At 71.8% G+C, this 19,459-nt stretch carries 11 protein-coding genes and 1 pseudogene; 7 read left to right on the plus strand and 5 right to left on the minus strand.

Annotated elements, in window-relative coordinates:
• Positions 1 to 48: 48 nt before the first annotated feature.
• The 4 genes from P3L51_RS26370 to P3L51_RS26385 all read right to left on the minus strand — a co-directional run bounded on the left by P3L51_RS26370 (position 49) and on the right by P3L51_RS26385 (position 6,783).
• Positions 49 to 1,527: a maltokinase N-terminal cap-like domain-containing protein gene (locus tag P3L51_RS26370; protein ID WP_354607791.1), complete on the minus strand. Its 1,479-nt coding sequence runs from the start codon at positions 1,525 to 1,527 to the stop codon at positions 49 to 51.
• Positions 1,528 to 1,769: 242 nt separating this feature from the next.
• Positions 1,770 to 3,494, minus strand: a complete 1,725-nt coding sequence (treS, locus tag P3L51_RS26375; RefSeq protein WP_354607792.1) for a maltose alpha-D-glucosyltransferase — start codon at positions 3,492 to 3,494, stop codon at positions 1,770 to 1,772.
• A complete protein-coding gene (locus P3L51_RS26380) occupies positions 3,491 to 5,485 on the minus strand; it encodes an alpha-1,4-glucan--maltose-1-phosphate maltosyltransferase (protein ID WP_354607793.1) in 1,995 nt (664 codons plus the stop codon). The genes treS and P3L51_RS26380 overlap by 4 nt, the downstream gene beginning before the upstream one ends.
• Before the next feature lie 380 nt (positions 5,486 to 5,865).
• A complete protein-coding gene (locus tag P3L51_RS26385) occupies positions 5,866 to 6,783 on the minus strand; it encodes an SDR family oxidoreductase (RefSeq protein WP_354607794.1) in 918 nt (305 codons plus the stop codon).
• A gap of 119 nt (positions 6,784 to 6,902) precedes the next feature.
• Here P3L51_RS26385 and P3L51_RS26390 point away from each other — a divergent pair, with 119 nt between their 5' ends.
• From P3L51_RS26390 to P3L51_RS26420, 7 genes are all read left to right on the plus strand, one after another.
• Entirely contained in the window at positions 6,903 to 7,868 is a 966-nt protein-coding gene (locus P3L51_RS26390) for an AraC family transcriptional regulator (RefSeq protein ID WP_354607795.1), read from the plus strand.
• A 197-nt stretch (positions 7,869 to 8,065) separates the two neighbouring features.
• On the plus strand, positions 8,066 to 9,541 hold the full coding sequence (locus P3L51_RS26395; protein WP_354607796.1) for a 4-hydroxyphenylacetate 3-hydroxylase family protein: 1,476 nt from the start codon (positions 8,066 to 8,068) through the stop codon (positions 9,539 to 9,541).
• 521 nt (positions 9,542 to 10,062) lie between these two features.
• Positions 10,063 to 11,439: an MFS transporter gene (locus P3L51_RS26400; RefSeq protein WP_354607797.1), complete on the plus strand. Its 1,377-nt coding sequence runs from the start codon at positions 10,063 to 10,065 to the stop codon at positions 11,437 to 11,439.
• A 133-nt stretch (positions 11,440 to 11,572) separates the two neighbouring features.
• On the plus strand, positions 11,573 to 12,826 hold the full coding sequence (locus P3L51_RS26405) for a monodechloroaminopyrrolnitrin synthase PrnB family protein (RefSeq protein WP_354607798.1): 1,254 nt from the start codon (positions 11,573 to 11,575) through the stop codon (positions 12,824 to 12,826).
• Positions 12,823 to 14,139, plus strand: a complete 1,317-nt coding sequence (locus tag P3L51_RS26410) for a flavin-dependent oxidoreductase (protein ID WP_354607799.1) — start codon at positions 12,823 to 12,825, stop codon at positions 14,137 to 14,139. Before P3L51_RS26405 ends, P3L51_RS26410 begins: the two co-directional genes overlap by 4 nt.
• Before the next feature lie 236 nt (positions 14,140 to 14,375).
• Positions 14,376 to 16,958 carry an alpha-glucan family phosphorylase gene (gene glgP, locus P3L51_RS26415; RefSeq protein WP_354607800.1) on the plus strand — a complete coding sequence of 861 codons (2,583 nt, stop codon included), beginning with the start codon at positions 14,376 to 14,378 and terminating at the stop codon, positions 16,956 to 16,958.
• 256 nt (positions 16,959 to 17,214) lie between these two features.
• Positions 17,215 to 18,456: an alginate lyase family protein gene (locus P3L51_RS26420; protein WP_354607801.1), complete on the plus strand. Its 1,242-nt coding sequence runs from the start codon at positions 17,215 to 17,217 to the stop codon at positions 18,454 to 18,456.
• 63 nt (positions 18,457 to 18,519) lie between these two features.
• Here the strand turns inward: P3L51_RS26420 and P3L51_RS26425 are convergent.
• Positions 18,520 to 19,459 (minus strand): annotated as a pseudogene (locus tag P3L51_RS26425) (hypothetical protein); the annotation flags it as partial.

Raw genomic sequence — 19,459 nt, forward strand, 5'->3', positions numbered from 1 at the left:
TGGGTTCGGTGGGTCGGCCCACCGGGCTTCGGTATCGGGCGGTCGGTGTCAGGGGCGGCGGCCGGCCAGGCGCTGGATCGCCGCCATCGGGACGGGCAGCCAGTCGGGACGGTTCCTGGCCTCGTACAGCACCTCGTACACCGCCTTGTCCGTCTCGTACGCCCGCAGCAGCGCCGGGTTCTCACGCGGGTCCGTGCCCGTCCCCTCGGCGTAACCGTCGCAGTACGCCGACCGGCAGCGCTCCGCCCAGCCGGGGCTCCAGGGCTCGTGGAAGCGGGCGGCGTAGTCGAACGAGCGGAGCATGCCCGCCACATCACGCACCGCGGGCTGCGGGCGGCGGCGTTCGGTGAGGGGTCTGGCCGGTTCGCCCTCGAAGTCGATCAGGGACCACTCGCCGTCCGGCGTCCGCAGCGTCTGGCCGAGATGCAGATCGCCGTGCACGCGCTGCGCCCGCGTGACCAGGCCGACGGAGCCGACCGGGCCGTCCGCGGTGCCCTCGGCGCCGCCGGACCGGGCGAGCGCGTCGAAGGCCGTACGCAGCCCGGCGACGTACGGCAGCAGCGCGGGCACCGCCTGCGCGGTGACGTCCAGCCGCCCCGACATGGCCTCGGCCAGATTCGCCGTCTGCCGCGGCCCGAGGGAGACGGTCGGCAGCGCGGCGGCGAGCGCGAGATGCACCTCGGCGGTGGCCCGCCCCAGCGCACGCGCCTCGTCGGTGAAGGCGCCGCCGGCGGCCAGGGTCCGCAGAGCGAGCTGCCAGCCGTCCTCGGAGTCCTGGAGGTACGGCTGGAGCACCCCGAGCGTCAGCGGCTCCCGCCCCCCGCCGTCGCCCACGGCCTCGAACCAGGCGACCGGTGACGGCACCCGGCGGCAGCCCTGGCCCGCGAGGGCGAGCGGCAGTTCCAGATCGGGGTTGGCGCCGGGGAAGACCCGGCGCAGGATCTTGAGGATGTACTCCTCGCCGTACACGACGGAGGAGTTCGACTGCTCGGCGCCGAGCAGGCGCGGCGTGAGTCCCGCCGGGATCTCGACGGAGCGGTCGAAGCGCAGCGGCCCCAGCGCGCCGGGGGAGCGCAGCCGCTCCAGCAGCAGGTCGGCGAGGCGCGGGTCGTGCAGCGCCTCGTAGACGACCCGGCCGGTCAGCGGCCCGCTGCGGACGATGCCGATGCGCGCGGCCGTGAGCTGGGGCGGCAGGGTGGACCGTACGCCGAGCAGCAGCTGGTAGCAGTCGTCGGTGGGCGGGACGGGGACGGGCGGCGCGTCCAGGTCGGGGGTGGCGCGCTGTTCGACGCGCACCAGCAGATGGAGCAGGCCGGGCGCGGGGCCCGAGGCGGCGGGCGGCATCAGCTCGGTGGCGGCGACCGCCGCGAAGCCCGTGATGGGGCGGCCCTTGCCCGCGAACCAGCGCTGTCGCGGCAGCCACTCGTGGAGCAGTGGCGCGAGTGAGTGGACCAGCTCCTCGGCTCCGGCGGGCGGGAGTGCCGCACCGGGGCGTGGTGAGCTCCGGGTGGATGCAGCCTTCGACATGGCATCGCGTCCTTTCCCCGGGCACACCACAGGATGCGCAGAGTGTCCCGGATTGCGGCAACGGAGTCCGGCTGTGCGGGACGTGTCGGGTGAGGATGGCCCGTACGGACCGTCGGGGCGTCCGCCCGGCGTGGGAGGCCCGGTTCGTACGGACCACTCGATGTCGTGGATGGTGCCCCGTGCGGGGCGGCGGTAACCGACCGCCCCGCAGTTGTTCGTCGACGGGCCTGTTGTCCGTCGGCTCAGACCGGCGTGGGGTCCTGCCTGAGCCGGAACCAGTAGAAGCCGTGGCCCGCCAGCGTCAGCAGATAGGGCCAGTCGCCGATCGCCGGGAATCGCACCCCGCCGATCAACTCCACCGGGTGGCGCCCGCTGAAGGCGCGCAGGTCCAGCTCTGTTGGCTGTGCGAAGCGTGAGAAGTTGTGCACGCAGAGCACCAGGTCGTCGCCGTTGCCGTCCTGCGACGGCGCCTCGCGCAGGAACGCGAGCACGGCCGGGTTGGTCGACGGCAGTTCCGTGTACGAGCCGAGCCCGAAGGCCGGGTTCTGCTTACGGATCTCGATCATGCGCCGTGTCCAGTGCAGCAGCGACGACGGCGACGCCATCGCGGCCTCGACGTTGGTGACCTGGTAGCCGTAGACCGGGTCCATGATCGTCGGGAGGTAGAGCCGGCCGGGGTCGCAGGACGAGAAGCCCGCGTTCCGGTCCGGGGTCCACTGCATCGGGGTCCGTACGGCGTCGCGGTCGCCGAGCCAGATGTTGTCGCCCATCCCGATCTCGTCCCCGTAGTAGAGGATCGGGGAGCCGGGCAGCGACAGCAGCAGAGCGGTGAACAGCTCGATCTGGTTGCGGTCGTTGTCCAGCAGCGAGGCGAGACGGCGCCGGATGCCGATGTTGGCGCGCATCCGCGGATCCTTGGCGTACTCCGCGTACATGTAGTCGCGTTCTTCGTCCGTGACCATCTCGAGTGTCAGCTCGTCGTGGTTGCGCAGGAAGATGCCCCACTGGCAGCCGGTCGGGATCGCCGGGGTCTTGGACAGGATCTCCGAGACGGGGTAGCGGGATTCGCGCCGTACGGCCATGAAGATCCGCGGCATCACCGGGAAGTGGAACGCCATGTGGCACTCGTCGCCGCCCTTGGCGTAGTCGCCGAAGTAGTCGACGACGTCCTCCGGCCACTGGTTGGCCTCGGCGAGCAGCACGGTGTCCGGGTAGTGCGTGTCGACGATCTCGCGGACCTCGCGCAGGAGGGCGTGGGTGGCGGGGAGGTTCTCGCAGTCGGTGCCCTCCTCCTGGTAGAGGTAGGGCACGGCGTCGAGGCGGAAGCCGTCGATGCCCAGGTCCAGCCAGAAGCGCAGCGCCGAGATGATCTCGTCGCGGACGGCCGGGTTCTCGTAGTTGAGGTCCGGCTGGTGCGAGAAGAAGCGGTGCCAGTAGTACTGCTTGCGGACCGGATCGAACGTCCAGTTGGACGACTCCGTGTCGACGAAGATGATCCGCGCTTCCGGGAACTGCTTGTCGTCGTCGGCCCAGACGTAGTAGTCGCCGTACGGCCCGTCGGGGTCCTTGCGCGATTCCTGGAACCAGTTGTGCTGGTCGCTGGTGTGATTCATGACGAAGTCGATGATCACGCGCATGCCGCGCTGGTGGGCGGCGTCGACGAACTCCACGAAGTCGGCGAGGTCGCCGAACTCGGGCAGGACGGCGGTGTAGTCGGAGACGTCGTAACCGCCGTCTCTCAGTGGGGACTTGAAGAACGGCGGCAGCCAGAGACAGTCGACACCGAGCCACTGGAGATAGTCCAGTTTGGCGGTGATGCCTTTGAGGTCTCCGATGCCGTCGCCGTTGCTGTCCTGGAACGAGCGCACCAGGACTTCGTAGAAGACGGCTCGTTTGAACCAGTCGGGGTCACGGTCCTTCGCGGGAGTGTCCTCGAACATGTCGTGGACGGGCTCATTGATGATCATGATGTGGGTGACCCTCCGATCGGCGGGGACGGTCGCAGAACGACGATGTGCGCGGGTGTCACACCCGGCTCCAGGCGCACGTAGTTGGCCCTGCCCCAGTGGTAGATCTCGCCGGTGAGCTCGTCGCGCACCGGGGCGGTCTCGTGCCAGTCGAGGCCGAGCCGCGGCATGTCCAACGAGACCGTCGCCTCCTGGGTGTGGTGCGGATCGAGGTTCACGACGACCAGCACGACGTCCGAGCCCGAGCCCGACCGCTTGCTGTAGGCGATGACGGCGTCGTTGTCGACGTCGTGGAAGTGGATGTCGCGCAGCTGCCGCAGCGCCGGATGCCGGCGCCTGATCCGGTTGAGCGCGGTGATGAGCGGGGCGATGGTGCGTCCCTCTCGCTCCGCCGATTCCCAGTTCCGGGGGCGCAGCTCGTACTTCTCCGAATGCAGATACTCCTCGCTCCCGGGCTTTACCGGGGCGTTCTCCATGAGTTCATACCCCGCGTAGACGCCCCAGGACGGCACCATCGTCGCGGCGAGTACCGCGCGTACCTCGAATGCCGGACGGCCGCCCTCCTGAAGATAGGCGTGCAGGATGTCGGGCGTGTTGACGAAGAAGTTCGGGCGCATGTACGAGGCGGACTCACCCGACAGCTCGGTGAGGTAGTCGGTCAGCTCCCGCTTGGTCGTACGCCAGGTGAAGTACGTGTACGACTGCTGGAATCCGATCGCGCCCAGCGTGTGCATCATGGCCGGCCGGGTGAACGCCTCGGCCAGGAAGATCACATCCGGGTCGGTGTCGTTGATATCCGCGATCACCCGTTCCCAGAAGACCACCGGCTTGGTGTGCGGATTGTCGACGCGGAAGATCCGCACGCCGTGGTCCATCCAGTACCGCAGCACCCGCACGGTCTCGGTGACCAGGCCGTCCATGTCGCGGTCGAAGGCGATCGGGTAGATGTCCTGGTACTTCTTGGGCGGGTTCTCCGCGTACGCGATCGTGCCGTCCGCGCGGTGGTGGAACCACTCGGGGTGCTCCTTCACCCACGGGTGGTCGGGCGAGCACTGGAGGGCGAAGTCCAGCGCGATCTCCATGCGCAGCGAGGCGGCCTTCGCCACGAAGGCGTCGAAGTCCTCGATCGTGCCGAGGTCGGGGTGGATCGCGTCGTGGCCGCCGTCCGCCGAGCCGATCGCCCAGGGGACGCCGACGTCGTCCGGGCCGGGGGAGAGCGTGTTGTTCGGGCCCTTGCGGTGCGCGGTGCCGATGGGATGGACCGGCGGCAGATAGACGACGTCGAAGCCCATCGCGGCGACGGCCGGCAGCCGTTCGGCGGCCGTCCTGAACGTGCCGCTGACCGGCGGTTCGCCCGGATTGAGGACCGCGCCCTCGGAGCGCGGGAACAGCTCGTACCAGGAGCCGTGGAGCGCCCTCTCGCGCTCCACCAGCAGTTTGGCGGGCTTCGACGCCGAGACCAGCTCACGCAGCGGGTGGCGGGACAGGGCGTCGTCGGCCTCCGGGGTGAAGGCGGCGGCGAGCCGGGCGGCGGCCGGGCGGCGCTCGTCGCGCAGGGCGTCCACGGCGGCCAGGACCGCCTCGCGGCCCTCGCGCTTGGGGACACCGGCCGCGGCCCGCTCGTAGAGCGCGGCGCCCTCGGTCAGGACCAGCTCCGTGTCGATCCCGGCCGGGATCTTGATCTGGGCGGCATGGCGCCAGGTGGCGAGCGGGTCGCTCCACGCCTCCACCTTGTAGGTCCACCGGCCCTCTGACGTCGGGGTGACGTCGGCGCCCCAGCGGTCGGTGCCGGGGGCCAGCTCGCGCATGGGGGTCCAGGGGCCGGGGCGGCCGTCCGGGCCCCGCAGGACGACATTGGCGCCGACCGCGTCGTGGCCCTCGCGGAAGACGGTCGCGGTGACCTGGAACGTCTCTCCGCTCACCGCCTTGGCGGGGCGTTTGCCGCAGTTGACGAGAGGGCGTACGTCCAGGACGGGAATGCGACCGATCATGAAATCACCTGAGGGCTGAGCGGGCGTGGCAGGCAGGGCAGGTCGAACGGATCGGAGGATTTTGCCTGACTTTGATGTTATTTGTAGCTGCTCTGGCGGTGACTGGCGGGCTGCGGGCATGGCCGCTCCTGTCCGCGTTCACTCTAATAGCGCTGGAATCGGGTGAAACGGGCGTGCTTGCCGTACGTACCGGATGAGCCTTCCCACGATTTTCGGGTACACAATCCGCCGCCCCGTTAAGACCTGGGCAACTCTGGTCGCGTGGCCGGAATCAGCCGTATCGCGCGGGAAGACGGACGCCCCGTCCTCGCGGGCCGCACGGGCGGCATCCGCGGGAACGGGGCGGGAACGGGGGCCCGGGTGCGGGCGGTCGGCGGCTGTCAGCTCGCGTCCGGCGACCAGACCTGCCACGGCTGGCGCGTCACCCACTCGTCCACCGGCGCCGGCTTCACCGCGAGCGCGTCCGCCGCCCGGCCGCCGTCGCCCGCCATCAGCAGCGGGTCGTCGCCCGTCGCCATGTAGTGGTAGATGCCGGCGACCCCGGCCGCCGCCTCCGGGCCCGCGACCTGGGACAGCGCCTGCTCGAACACCGTCGGCGGCAGCGGCAGGTAGCGCACCTCGCGGCCGAGGCCCGTGCCGAACGCCGAAGCCAGCTCGTCGCCGGTCAGCGACTCGCCGCCGCCGATGTCGAAGGTCTCGCCCTCCACACCGTCCACGGTGAGCGCGGCGAAGACCGCCTCCGCCAGGTCGCGGTGCGAGATCCAGGCGGCGGACCTGTCACCGGGCAGCGGGTAGGCCAGCACGCCCTCGCTGACCAGCGCGGGTCCGTTCCACGGGCTGAACAGGTTGTCCAGGTAGACCGGCGGCCTCAGCACCACCAACGGCACCCCGCTCGCCCGCAGTTCCTCCTCGGCGATCCTTCGCGTCTCGAAGGCGGCGACGTTCGTGGACTGTTCGGGGATCCGGGTGTTGGCGTTGTAGACGAGACGCTGGATGCCGGCTTCGCGTGCCGCTTCGGCGACATTACGGGCGTACCGCCTCACCTGCTCCGTCCCGTACACCAGCGGCATCACCACCGCCGCGTGCGTCGCGCCCTCCATCAGCCGCCGCACGGCGGGAGGATCGGCCAGGTCACCGCCCACGAACGAGGTGCCGGGGAGCGGCGGGCGGTCCGCCTCGGCGGCGCGGGTCAGCGTACGGACCCGCTGTCCGCGCTCGGCCAGCAGACGGGCCACGGCACCGCCCTGGAACCCGGTCGCCCCCACGACGGCGACGCGCATCGGAATCTGATCGGACATGTGTCTGAAGGCCCTTCGATAGGGTGTGTCTGCTGTCGATGACGGCTCTCTCACAAGGCTGGCGGCGGCGGCTTCGGCCGATCAATTAACAAACCGGGGCGGGGGTTGAAGGATCGTCCATGGAACCGATGGAGCCCATCAAGACCGAAAGTGACGATCTCCTGAGCGAGCTGCTGAAGCCGCTCCGGCTCACGGGGGTCTTCGACAGCCGTTGGCACGTCAGCGCCCCGTGGGCCATCGAGGGCGACGCCGAGCAGAGCTGCGCGATCCTCCACTACATCGTCGAGGGCGCCTGCTGGATCACCGGCGAGGGCCAGACGCCGGTGGAACTTCGCGAAGGCGATCTCGCCGTCTTCCCCACCGGCACCGCGCACCGCATCTCCGACCGTCCCGACCGGAGCGGCGGACTGCGGCTGGCGGCCGTCCTGCCCGAGCGACTGCCCGGCACCTCGGGGGAGTTGAAGATCGAGGGCGGCGGGCCGGAGAGCCGGCTGCTCTGCGCCGGACTGCACTACGACGCGAGCGCCGCCACCGGCCTGTACACGGCGCTGCCGTGGGCGCTGGTCCTGGACCGCACCCAGGTGGACAACGAACCGCTGCTCCGCGACACGCTGCGGCTGCTCGCCTCGACCCAGCGCCCCGTCGGCCCCGGCGACCGCCTCATCACGCTGCGCGCGTTCGAGATGGCGCTGGTCCTGGCGCTGCGCCCGCTGCTGCGCGAGATCGCGGACAACCCGGCGTCGCTGCCGGTGCTGAGCCATCCGGGGATCAGCAGGGCGATGGTGATCATCGCGACGCGGTTCGCCGAGCCGTGGACGATCGAGTCCCTGGCGCGTGAGGTCGGCATGTCCAGGTCGGCCTTCACGGCGGCCTTCCGCGAACTGGTGGGGGAGGCCCCGGCGCGGCATCTGACGGGCCGTCGGATGCAGGAGGCGGCGCGGCTGCTGGGGGAGACGTCGCTGCCGCAGTCGGCGGTGCCGCAACGGGTGGGCTACCGCAGCGCGGTCGGTTTCCATCTTGCGTTTCGCAAGTGGTTCGAGCAGACGCCGGGGGAGTACCGCAGCGGTGCGGTGCCCGCCGCGTAGGGCCGTCCGATGTCGCGGTCTGGCCGGTTATTAAGGACCGCTGGACGGTCGTTCATTGCTCACGGCGCTTGCGCCAGGGAAGGCTCTGAGGGAGTGGGAGCAGTGTTCCGCGCGTGCTCGGTGTGGAGAGTGCGGCGGGCGCGCCGGATGTGCCGTGCGTGCCGCATGAATCGTTTTGATCCGTATGAGGAGAAGCGTTGACCAGATCGGGTCAGGAGTATCTGGAGTCGCTGCGCGACGGCCGTTCGGTGTGGCTGGACGGCGAGCGGGTCGAGGACATCACGCTCCATCCGGCGTTCCGTAACACCGCGGGATCCATCGCCCGGCTCTACGACCTGGCACACGACTCCGCCCACACGCCGGTACTCACCCGGGACGGCGTACACCGCGCGTTCGCGGTGCCGCGCGGATACGAGGACCTGGTCGCGCGCCGGCGGGCGTACAAGGTGTGGGCCGAGGCGAGCTTCGGCTTCCTGGGGCGTTCGCCGGACTACATGGCGGGCGGCGCGGCCGGATTCGCGGCGGCGCCGGGCGTGTTCACCACCGACGGCTTCGACGGCGCGGCGAACGCGCTGGCCTACCACCGGCGGCTCGCCGACGGCGACCTGTATCCGACCTTCACCATCACCAACCCGCAGGGCGCGCGGACCCCGTTCGACGCGGCCGGGGGGACGGCGGACGACGACCCGGTGGTGCGGGTCGTCGCCGAGAAGGACGGCGGGATCGTCGTACGCGGCGCGAAGATGATCGGCACGGCGGCGGTCTTCGGCAACGAGGTCATCGTCGGCACGATCGAGCCGCTCGCGCCGCGGGACGTGGACCGCGCGGTCTGCTTCTCGATCCCCGTCGACACCCCCGGCCTCAGCTTCGTCTCCCGTGTCTCTTACGAGGGCCGGGCGCGGAGCGTCTTCGACAACCCGCTGTCGTCGCGGTTCGACGAGAACGACGCGCTGCTCGTCTGCGACGACGTCTTCGTCCCGTGGGAGTCCGTGCTCACCTACCGGAACGTCGACGCGAGCTTCGGGATGTGGTGGCGGACACCGGCGTACGTGAACTTCGTGCACCAGGCCGCGACGCGTTTCTGGACCAAGCTCGAATTCCTCGCGGGGATAGCCATCCTGCTGACGAGGTCCAACGGGACGTACGAACTGCCGCCCGTCACCCAGGCGGTCGGCCGGCTGCTGGGCAGGGTCGCCCAGGCGAAGGCGTTCGTGCTGGCCGCCGAGGCGTCGTTCGAGCAGGTCGACGGCGGGCGCGGCGGAGTGATGCCCGGCAAGGACATCTCGTTCGCGCAGCGCATCATGGCGGGCGAGCTGTACCCGCAGGCCGTACAGGAGATCAAGCTCCTCGCGGGCGGCGGGGTGATCCAACTGCCCGCGTCGGGCGAGGACTTGCTCCATCCGGAGCTGGGCCCGCTGGTACGGCGCTACATGGGGGCGCCGGGCCACTCGTCCGAGGAGCGGATCAAACTGCTGAAACTGGCCTGGGACGCGCTGGGTTCGGAGTTCGCCTCCCGCCACGAACAGTACGAACGCTTCTACCACGGCGCCCCGCACGTCTACCTGACACAGCAGGCATGGGAGGGCGACACGGCGTCCTGTGAGCGACTGGCCCAGACATGTCTCGACGGCTACGCGCTCGGCGGTGAACCGGAGGGAACGGGTCCCCGGTGACCGGCACCGAGCCTGTGACGGGGCCCGGGGGCCCGGACGGACGTGGCGGTCCGGCCTTCGGCCGTGCCGGGGCGGGCGACGCGACGGCGGGCGGTGCGACGGCGAGCGACGGCCCTGCCAGACCGACCAGTCGGTCGGGTCTCAACGGCGCGTCGGGTCTCAACGGGGCCTCGCCCGGCGACGGTTCGGTGGGTCGGTCCGGCGTCGCCGAGCCGGTCGGCCCGGTCGGCCCGACGATGTCGTCCGGCCCCGTCGGCCGCGACCTGCCCGGCCCTGCCGGTCCGGCGGGCGCGTCGGGTCTCAACGGTGCCTCGCCCGCCGGTCCCGTCGGTCCCACCGGTCCCGTCGGGGCCGAAAGCCGCGGTGTACCCGGTCCGGCCGGGGCGGGCGGCCCCCGCACGGTCGGCCCACCATCTCCCGGCGCCCCGGGGTTTCGCGCCCCCTGCCCCGAGGCGCCGGGATCTTACGGGCGGCGCGGGCCGAGTCCCAAGGCCGCGCTCGCGCTGCTCGCGTCCACGCAGTTGCTGCTCATCATGGACACCGCGATCATCAACGTCGCCCTGCCGTCCGTCGGACAGGACCTCGGGTCCGGGTCCGCCGGGCTGTCCTGGGTCGCCAACGCCTTCCTGATCACCTTCGGCGGGCTGCTGCTCCTCGGCGGGCGCGCCGCCGATCTGCTCGGGCACCGGCGGGTGTTCCTCGGCGGGCTCGGGGTGCTCGGTGTCGCCTCCGCGGCCGGCGGGGCCGCCGGGTCCGTGGGGGTGCTCGTCGGGGCCCGCGCCGTCCAGGGGGTCGGCGCCGCGTTCGCCGCCGCCGCCGCGTTCGCCCTGCTCCTGAACCTCTTCCCCGACGGCCCCGACCGCCACAAGGCCCTCGGCGCCTTCGCCGCGATGGGCGGCCTCGGCGGCGTCCTGGGCACGGTGCTCGGAGGCGTACTCACCGACCTCCTCACCTGGCGCTCCACCTTCTGGCTGAACGTCCTCGGCGCGCTCCTCCTCGCGGTCCTCGCCCCGCGGTTCCTCGACGGCGACACCCGCAGCGCCGAACGCGGCTTCGACATCGGCGGCGCGCTCACCGCGACCGCCGGTCTCGGGCTCGTCGCGTACGGCCTCGTCGGCGCCGGTGAGGCGGGCTGGACCAGCGCGCGGACGCTGGGCGCGTTCGCCGGCGGGCTCGTACTCCTCGGGGCGTTCGCCGTCCTGGAGAAACGAATCGCCCACCCGATCGTGCCGCCCGCCGTGCTCCGCCGCCCCACCCTGCGGCTCGCCAACTGCCTCAGCGCGATGGCCCAGATGGCGCTCTTCCCGATGTTCTTCCTCGTCAGCCTCTACCTCCAGAGCGTCCTCGGCCAGACCCCCCTCTACGGCGGGCTCGGCCTGCTGCCCCTCTCGCTGGCCGTCGTCGTCACCGCCCCGCAGACCGGCCGCCTCATCCGCCGCCTCGGACTGCGTGCCACGATGACGCTCGGCTTCGCGCTGCTCTTCGTCGGCATGCTCTGGCTGGCACTCGCGCTCGCCGCCGAGGGCACCTTCCTCTCCACCGTCCTCGCGCCGAGCCTCCTGCTGGGCGTCGCCCTGCCGCTCGTCATGGTCACCACCAACGTGGCCGCGACGGCCGGCGCGGCGCCGGGCGAGACCGGGCTGGCCTCCGGACTCATCAACACCAGCCAGCAGTTCGGCTCCGTACTCGGCCTCGCCGTACTCGTCGCGGTCGCCACCGCCCGCACCGACGCGCTCGGCGCGACCGGCGCCGTCGACGAGACCGCGGGCTTCAAGGCCGCCCTCCTCGTCGGCGCCGTCTTCGCCGCCTGCGCCGCGCTGCTCACCTTCCGGCTGCGGCTCCCCGCGCCCGCGTCCGCGCCCCCGCACCAGGACCGGTTCGGCGGCGCCCCGGAGTAGACCCAGGAGGAGGAGCGAGTGCGCAGGCGGGGCAGGGCCCGGTCGACGGTTCCTAGGGGGGAACACCGCGACGGCGGGAGGCCCGTCCCGTGTCCCACCACCCACCCGACCCACGCCCGAGGGGGGCACTTCCATGACGCTGTACGACCTTGTCGCGCCCGCGATCGAGGCGCACTGTGAGCCGCGCTACCGCATAGCCGGCATCCGCGCCGCCGATCCGCTGGGCGCCGACGCGATACTCGCGGCCGTCCCCGCGATGAACAGGGACGCCGACGTCCCCGCGCTCACCGTCGCCCTGCGCACGCTCGTCCCCGATCCCGACCGCACCGCCTCGCTGAGCGTGGTCGAGTCGCTCGCCGCCGTACGCGACCTCGGTCTGCTCCTCGGCTCGCTGAAGCGGCACGGTGTCGAACCGCTCGCCGCCGTCCCCGAGGCCCTGCCCGTACTGAGGGAACTGGGCCACCGCACCGACATGGTGCCGCGCGACACCGTGCACCACTACACGACGTGGAATCCGCTCGGCGACCGCCAGCGCATGTACACCGGCGACACGATGGAGGGGCATCTCCAGAACGCGGTACGGATGGTCTTCCCCGCGCTCGTCGCCGCGCTCGCCTCCTGCACGGAGCTGGCGGGACTGGAACCGTACGATCCCCGCTTCGCCGCCGTGCTCGACCGTACGGGGCAGCACGTCCAGGCCATGGTCGACTCCATCGACTTCACCGTCGCGCAGGTCACGCCCGAGTTCTTCGCGCGCGGGCTCCGCCCCTACTTCGAGGAGGTCGACGTCGCCGGCCGCGGCTACCTGGGTCCGGCCGCGGCGCAGGTGCCGCTCTGGCTGGTCGATCTGACGCTGTGGCAGAGCGACCGGAGCAGCCCGGAGTACGACGCGTTCCTCGACGAGTCGGTGCTCTACAGCCTCCCGTCGTGGCGGGCCTTCCACGCGGCGCACCGGGGCTCGACCTCCGCCGTGAGCAAGCTGTCCGCCGCGATCAGCTGGGAGTCGACGCCGCGGCTGCCGCCGGTGCTGGCCGCGTCGGCGGTGTCGCTGGCGCGGGTGCTGCGGATACTCAAGACGTTCCGGGCCAGGCATATCGGCATCGCGCGCAAGGCGTACAGCGAAGAACTGCGGCTGTACGACGCGGGAAGCGGGGGCGCGCCGATCGCGCTGCTGCGCTCGGTGCTGGATCTGACGCGGGACAACGAGACGCTGGTGCGCCACGCGAATGTGCGCATGCACGCGCCGGGGACGCCGGCCCCGTCGGTGTCCGCGCCCGTGTCCATGCCGGTGTCCGCGCCCGTGCCGGCGCCCGTGTCCGCGGCGGCATCCGTGTCCGCGTCGGCGGCAACCACGTCACCGCTTCGCGAGAAGAGACTCACCCCATGACTCACATCATGATCGCGGGCGGCGGCATCGCCGGACTCACCGCGGCCCTCTCCCTGCACGCCGCCGGCTTCGACCGGATCACCGTCGTGGAGGCCGCCCGGGAGATCCAGCCGCTCGGCGCCGGGCTGAACATCATGCCCAACGCGGTACGCGAACTCGACGCGCTCGGACTGCTCAGCCGTCTCGACGAGCGCGCCGTACGCACCGGTGAACTGCGCTACTACCACCGCGCCGGCGGGCTGATCTCCCGCGAGCCGCGCGGTCTGGCGGCCGGCTATCTGTGGCCGCAACTGTCCATCCACCGCGGTGACCTGCAACAGGTTCTCGCCGACGCGGTGCGCGACCGGCTGGGCGGCGACGCGGTGGTCGCCGGGGTCCGGGTCGGCGGCCTGGAGACCTCCGCCGACGGCCGCGCGCGCGTCCTGCTCGCGCACCGCGACGGGCGGGGCCGGGGCGGCGGTGCGTCGATGGAGCCCGATGTGCTGATCGGCGCGGACGGTATCCGCTCGGCGGTCCGGGCCGCGCTGAACCCGGACGAGGGCGAGCCGCCGTGGAACGGCACGCTCGTCTGGCGCGGCGTCTCGCGCGTGCCCGCGCACCGTGCGGGCACGTTCATGTTCATCGCGGGCGACGACCGGCAGAAGGCGGTGGTCTACCCGATGACGCACCCGAGCGGTTCCGGTGAATCCGGCGGTTCCGGCGGGCGGGACCGGCACGTCCTCGTCAACTGGGCGCTCGCGATGCCCGCGACGGAGATCGCCGGGGCCGGGCGCGGCGACTGGAACCGCCCGGTCCCGGTCGCGAAGTTCGCGCACCACTACGAGGGCTGGGAGTTCGACGGCGTCAGCGTCCCCGAGGTCCTGGCCGCCGCCGACCGCGCCTTCGAGTACCCGATGGTGGACCGCGAACCGCTGGCGCGCTGGACCCACGGCCGTACGACCCTGATCGGCGACGCGGCCCACGCGATGTACCCGATCGGTTCGAACGGCGCGACGCAGTCGATCGTCGACGCGCGTGCGCTGGCGCACGCGATGGCGACACACCCCGACCGCTCCCAGGCCCTGACGGCGTACGAGACCGAGCGCCGCCCCGCCATGACGGAGCTGCAACTCGCCAACCGTCGACAGGGCCCCGAGGTCGTCATCACCCTGGCCCACGCCCGCGCCCCCGAAGGCTTCACGGACATCGCGGACGTGATCCCGCCGTCCGAACTGGCGGAGATAGCGTCGCGCTACGCCGCGACGGGCGCGTTCGACCCGGAAACGGTCAACGCGGGCTCCCCGTACGAGGTACCCGAGCCCGTTCGCGGCTGACGGGTGCGCCGGGCCGGCGACCGGGGGGCGCATCCGCCTTCCGGCCGCCGGTTCGGTGCGCCGGGTGTCGGCCCTTGCCCCCGCGACCGACGGCCGACCCGCGCGGCGCACCCCCCTCGTGTGCGCTCGTGCGCCGTCGATGGGACGGGGGGTCGGGCGATACCGTCCGGATGATGGCGGGGTGCACAGCGTGGTGCGGTCCGTCGGTCCGGACGTCCCCTGCGAAGGTGGAACACGTGAAGGCAATCCGTCGATTCACCGTGCGCCCCGTCCTGCCCGAACCTCTGCGACCACTCAGCGACCTCGCGCGCAATCTGCGCTGGTCCTGGCACCCCGAGACCCGTGAACTCTTCGAGGCCGTCGATCCCGACGGCTGGGCCGCCGCCGGGCGGGATCCGGTGCGGCTGCTCGGAGCCGTATCCGCCACACGGCTGGCGGAGCTGGCCGGTGACCGGCCGTTCCTCGACCGGCTGAACGTCGTCGCCGCCGGGCTCGACGAGTATCTGCGCGGCGGCCGCTGGTACCAGGAACAGAGCGGCCAGGGCGCCGAGCTGCCCGCGGCCGTCGCGTACTTCTCGCCCGAATTCGGCGTCACCGCCGCCCTGCCCCAGTACTCCGGCGGTCTCGGCATCCTCGCCGGTGACCACCTCAAGGCCGCCAGCGACCTCGGCGTCCCGCTCATCGGCGTCGGGCTGCTCTACCGGCACGGCTACTTCCGCCAGTCACTGTCCCGCGACGGCTGGCAGCAGGAGCACTACCCCGTCCTCGACCCGAACGAGCTGCCGCTCAGCCTCCTCAGGGAGGCGGACGGCAGACCCAGCCGCGTCGCGCTCACGCTGCCCGGCGGCCGGTCGCTGCGCGCGTGCGTCTGGCAGGCGCGCGTCGGCCGCGTGCCGCTCCTGCTGCTCGACTCGGACATAGAGGACAACGGGCCGACGGAGCGCGAGGTGACCGACCGCCTCTACGGCGGCGGCAGCGAGCACCGGCTGCTCCAGGAGATGCTGCTCGGCATCGGCGGCGTCCGCGCCGTCCGTACGTACTGCCGGCTCTCCGGCCACCCCGAGCCCGAGGTCTTCCACACGAACGAGGGCCATGCCGGCTTCCAGGGCCTCGAACGCATCCGTGAACTCAGCGACACGGGGCTCGGGTTCGACACCGCGCTGGAGGTCGTCCGGGGCGGCACCGTGTTCACGACGCACACCCCCGTGCCGGCCGGCATCGACCGGTTCGACCGTGAACTCGTCGCCCGCCACTTCGGCGACGACGGCGTACTGCCCGGTGTCGCCACCGACCAGGTGCTGCGCCTGGGCAGGGAGACCTTCCCCGGCGGCGAGCCGAACCTCTTCAACATGGCCGCCATGGGCCTGCGTCTGGCCCAGCGCGCCAACGGCGTCTCCACCCTGCACGGCGCCGTCAGCCGGCAGATGTTCGCCGGGCTCTGGCCGGGCTTCGACCCGCAGGACGTACCGATCACCTCGGTGACCAACGGTGTGCACGCGCCGACCTGGGTCGCGCCCGAGATCGCGTCGCTGGGCGACGGCGAGGTGAGCGATGTCCCGGACGCCGACCTCTGGGGTGTACGGCGCGCCCTGCGCGAGCAGTTGGTGCACGAGGTACGCGACCGGCTGCGCGCCTCCTGGCACCAGCGCGGCGCGGCCGACGCCGAACTGGGCTGGATCGACGGAGTCCTCGACCCCGACGTCCTGACCATCGGCTTCGCCCGGCGCGTCCCCTCGTACAAGCGCCTGACGCTGATGCTGCGCGACCGCGAGCGTCTGACGGAGCTGCTGCTCCACCCCGAGCGGCCGATCCAGATCGTCGTCGCGGGCAAGGCGCACCCGGCGGACGACGGCGGCAAACGGCTTGTGCAGGAACTGGTCAAGTTCGCCGACGACCCGCGCGTACGCCACCGCATCGTCTTCCTGCCCGACTACGGGATGGCGATGGCGCAGAAGCTCTATCCGGGCTGCGACGTCTGGCTGAACAATCCGCTGCGCCCGCTGGAGGCGTGCGGGACGAGCGGGATGAAGGCCGCGCTCAACGGGTGTCTCAACCTGTCGGTGCTGGACGGCTGGTGGGACGAGTGGTTCGAGCCGGACTTCGGCTGGGCCATCCCGACGGCCGACGGCTCGGCGTCCGACGAGGACCGGCGCGACGCGCTGGAGGCGAACGCCCTCTACGCGCTGATCGAGGACCGGGTCGCGCCGCGCTTCTACGACCGTACGCAGACGGGGGCCGGCGCGCTGCCGGGGCGCTGGATCGAGATGGTCCGGCGCACCATGACCACCCTCGGCCCGAAGGTGCTCGCCGACCGCATGGTGCGCGAGTACGTGGAGCGGCTGTACGCACCCGCCGCCCACGCCCATCGCGCGCTGGACACCGCGACGGCACGGGAGTTGGCCGACTGGAAGAACCAGGTCAGGGCCGCCTGGCCGGGCATCGCCGTCGACCACGTCGAAGCCGTGTCGGCGACCACGGCGGGCGGCAGCGCGGAGCTGGGCTCGACCCTCGCGCTGACGGTGCGTGTCACCCTCGGCCGACTCCGCCCCGACGACGTGGAGGTGCAGGCCGTCGCGGGCCGGGTGGGCGGCGACGACACGATCGCCGACGCGCAGATCTTCCCGCTGAAACCGGCGGGCGGGCCCGATCAGGCGGGCCGTTGGGTGTACGAGGGCCCGCTGGCCCTGGACCGTACGGGGCCGTTCGGCTACACCGTCCGGGTCCTGCCCACGCACCCGATGCTCGCCACGGCCGATCTCGGCCTGGTCGCGCTGCCGACCGAGGCGACGGGGGAGGGCGCGGGCGTACTGATGCGCTGAGGACGGCCGGTAGTGCTCCTGGGGCCCGGCGGACACTGTCCGCCGGGCCCTTCGCGGTGCCTTCGCGGTGCCTTCGCGGTGCCTTCGCGGCGCCTTCGAGGTCCCCTTGGGGCCGTCGCGAAGTCCATTGGTCCATACCTTGACGTGTCCATGGGATGGCCTTAAATTCCTCACTCAACAAGGGTTCACAACTCCGCCCGTTGTTCATGTGAGTGAACGGGAAGTTGAGGAACACCCCCCAACCGGAAGGCACCCCATGCGCCCCGGAGTCATCCCCAAATTCCTCGGCCTGTCCGCCGCGCTCGCCGGTCTGATCGGCGCCGCCTTCACGGCCCCCGCGTCGGCCGGCGACCGGGCGGCGGACCCACCGGCCGCCGCCTCCACGACCCTCTCGGCCGAGGCCGTCGCCGCCCCCGCGACCTTCACCCACCCCGGTGTCGGCGTCAGCCGTCCGCAACTCGACTTCGTGCGCGGCAAGGTGCAGGCCAACGCGGCGCCCTGGAAGGCCGCCCACGACCAGATGATGGGGAGCAAGTACGCCTCCCTGTCACGGGTGCCCAAGCCCCGCGCGGTCGTGGAGTGCGGCTCGTACTCCAACCCCAACAACGGCTGCACCGACGAGCGTGAGGACGCGATAGCGGCGTACACCACCGCGCTGGCCTGGTACATCACCCGGGACGACCGCTACGCGAAGAAGTCCATCGAGCTGATGGACGCCTGGTCCAACACGATCCGCGACCACACCAACAGCAACGCGCCGCTCCAGACCGCGTGGGCCGGATCGTCGTGGCCCAAGGCCGCCGAGATCATCAAGTACACCTACACCAGCTGGCCCAACTCCGGCCGTTTCTCCACCATGTTGCGGAACGTGTACCTGCCGGAGATCATCAACGGCTCCAACTCCAACGGCAACTGGGAGTTGAGCATGAACGAGGCCGCGATCGGCATCGCGGTCCACCTGGAGGACAAGGCCGCCTACGACAAGACGGTGGGCCGCTTCCGTAACCGCGTCCCCGCCTTCATCTACCTGCCCTCCGACGGCGCGCTGCCCAGGACGGTGCCCGGCAGCGGTCTCGACACCCGCGACGAGATCGTCGGCTACTGGCACAACCAGTCCACCTTCATGCAGGGACTCGCGCAGGAGACCTGCCGCGACCTGACCCACACCGGCTACGGCCTCTCCGCCATCTCGCACGTCGCGGAGACCAGCCGCATCCAGGGCCAGGACCTCTATCCGGAGGTGGGCGACCGGCTGCGGCACGCGTTCGGGCTGCACACCAAGTACCAGAACGGCGAGCCCGTCCCCGGCAACCTGTGCGGCGGCAGCCTGAAGGACAACCTCGGACCGATCAGCGAGGTGGCCTTCAACGCGCTGGGCAACCGGCTGGGCAACGCCATGTCCAACACGCAGCAGTACACGGAGCGGCTGCGCCCCCAGGGCACGAACAACCTGTTCGTCGCCTGGGAGACGCTGACGCACGCGAACAACCCCGCGTGACGCCGTAGCCCGAAGCCGAGTAACCAGCCCGGCCCGGAGGGACCTTGACGAGCCGTCAGGCCGTCAGGGTCCCACCCATCTCCCGGTCTCGTAGTCGTGCCCGTACAGCCCGTCGGCGGCGGACGCGCTCGTACGGAACGGCTGTCCGCCGTCGTCGACGCGCGTGAGTCCCGTACGCTCCCCGGCAGACCAGCGCACCTCCAGATACCAGTCGCAGTCGCAGCCGTCGGTGCTCGCCTCGACCTTCAGGACCAGCGGTTCGCTCGACGTCACCTGATACGGGAGCCTGGGCGCGGGCAGCGGACCCTCTTCGCTCGCGCCGTCGACCGGGCGCACGACCGGCCGCGACGCGTCCAGGTCGGCGGTGAACACGGCGGGGGTGATCGAGCCGCCGCAGCCGTTGCTCATGTCGTACGCGTTCCAGTCGAGCGGCGCCCGGCGCCCCACCACCCGGACGAACACCTCCTGGACGACGACGGGCCCCGCGCCCGCCGCCGCGCGGATCGTGGCCTGCGTGATGGACGAGTCGCCGTGCACCGCGCCGAGCGCCGTCGCCCACTGCCGCGCGTCCTGGGAATTCGGCGGCGGCGGTACGGCGGCGGGGGCGCGGTCGATCAGATACGTATGGCCGCAGTCCAGCTTCCACTTGTGGCTGTCCGCGCTCCACACCAGCGGCTTCGTCGTGCCCGTCCCGGCCGAGGGCTTGTCCCCGCCGGGCCGGCCGCCGCCGTCACCGCCGTCACCGCCGCCTCCCGCCGTGCCGGAGCGGGGGGAACCTGACGGTGCGGCCTTCGCGCCGCCGCCGGACTTCGAAGGGCTCGCCTTCGCCGAGGGGGCGCCGGACCGGGCGGACGGTGCCAGTGGGTCCGCCGGTCCGTCGGGGCCGGGGTCGGAGAGACGCGGACCGCTGTTGTCGGTCCGCGAGTCGGGCCTGCCGAAGTCGGCCGCGACGACGACGGTGCCGCCGAGCACCGTGACGACGGCGAGCGCGGCGCCGACGATC

Origin of the sequence: Streptomyces panacea (genome assembly GCF_040560175.1) — a bacterium.
Taxonomy (GTDB): domain Bacteria; phylum Actinomycetota; class Actinomycetes; order Streptomycetales; family Streptomycetaceae; genus Streptomyces; species Streptomyces panacea.

Coding starts and splice junctions, on each gene's coding strand:
- treS (WP_354607792.1), bottom strand. CDS start 3,494: ATGATCATCAATGAGCCCGTCCACGACATGTTCGAGGACACTCCCGCG.
- P3L51_RS26385 (WP_354607794.1), bottom strand. CDS start 6,783: ATGTCCGATCAGATTCCGATGCGCGTCGCCGTCGTGGGGGCGACCGGG.
- P3L51_RS26405 (WP_354607798.1), top strand. CDS start 11,573: ATGACGCTGTACGACCTTGTCGCGCCCGCGATCGAGGCGCACTGTGAG.
- P3L51_RS26390 (WP_354607795.1), top strand. CDS start 6,903: ATGGAACCGATGGAGCCCATCAAGACCGAAAGTGACGATCTCCTGAGC.
- P3L51_RS26380 (WP_354607793.1), bottom strand. CDS start 5,485: ATGATCGGTCGCATTCCCGTCCTGGACGTACGCCCTCTCGTCAACTGC.
- P3L51_RS26370 (WP_354607791.1), bottom strand. CDS start 1,527: ATGTCGAAGGCTGCATCCACCCGGAGCTCACCACGCCCCGGTGCGGCA.
- P3L51_RS26410 (WP_354607799.1), top strand. CDS start 12,823: ATGACTCACATCATGATCGCGGGCGGCGGCATCGCCGGACTCACCGCG.
- P3L51_RS26420 (WP_354607801.1), top strand. CDS start 17,215: ATGCGCCCCGGAGTCATCCCCAAATTCCTCGGCCTGTCCGCCGCGCTC.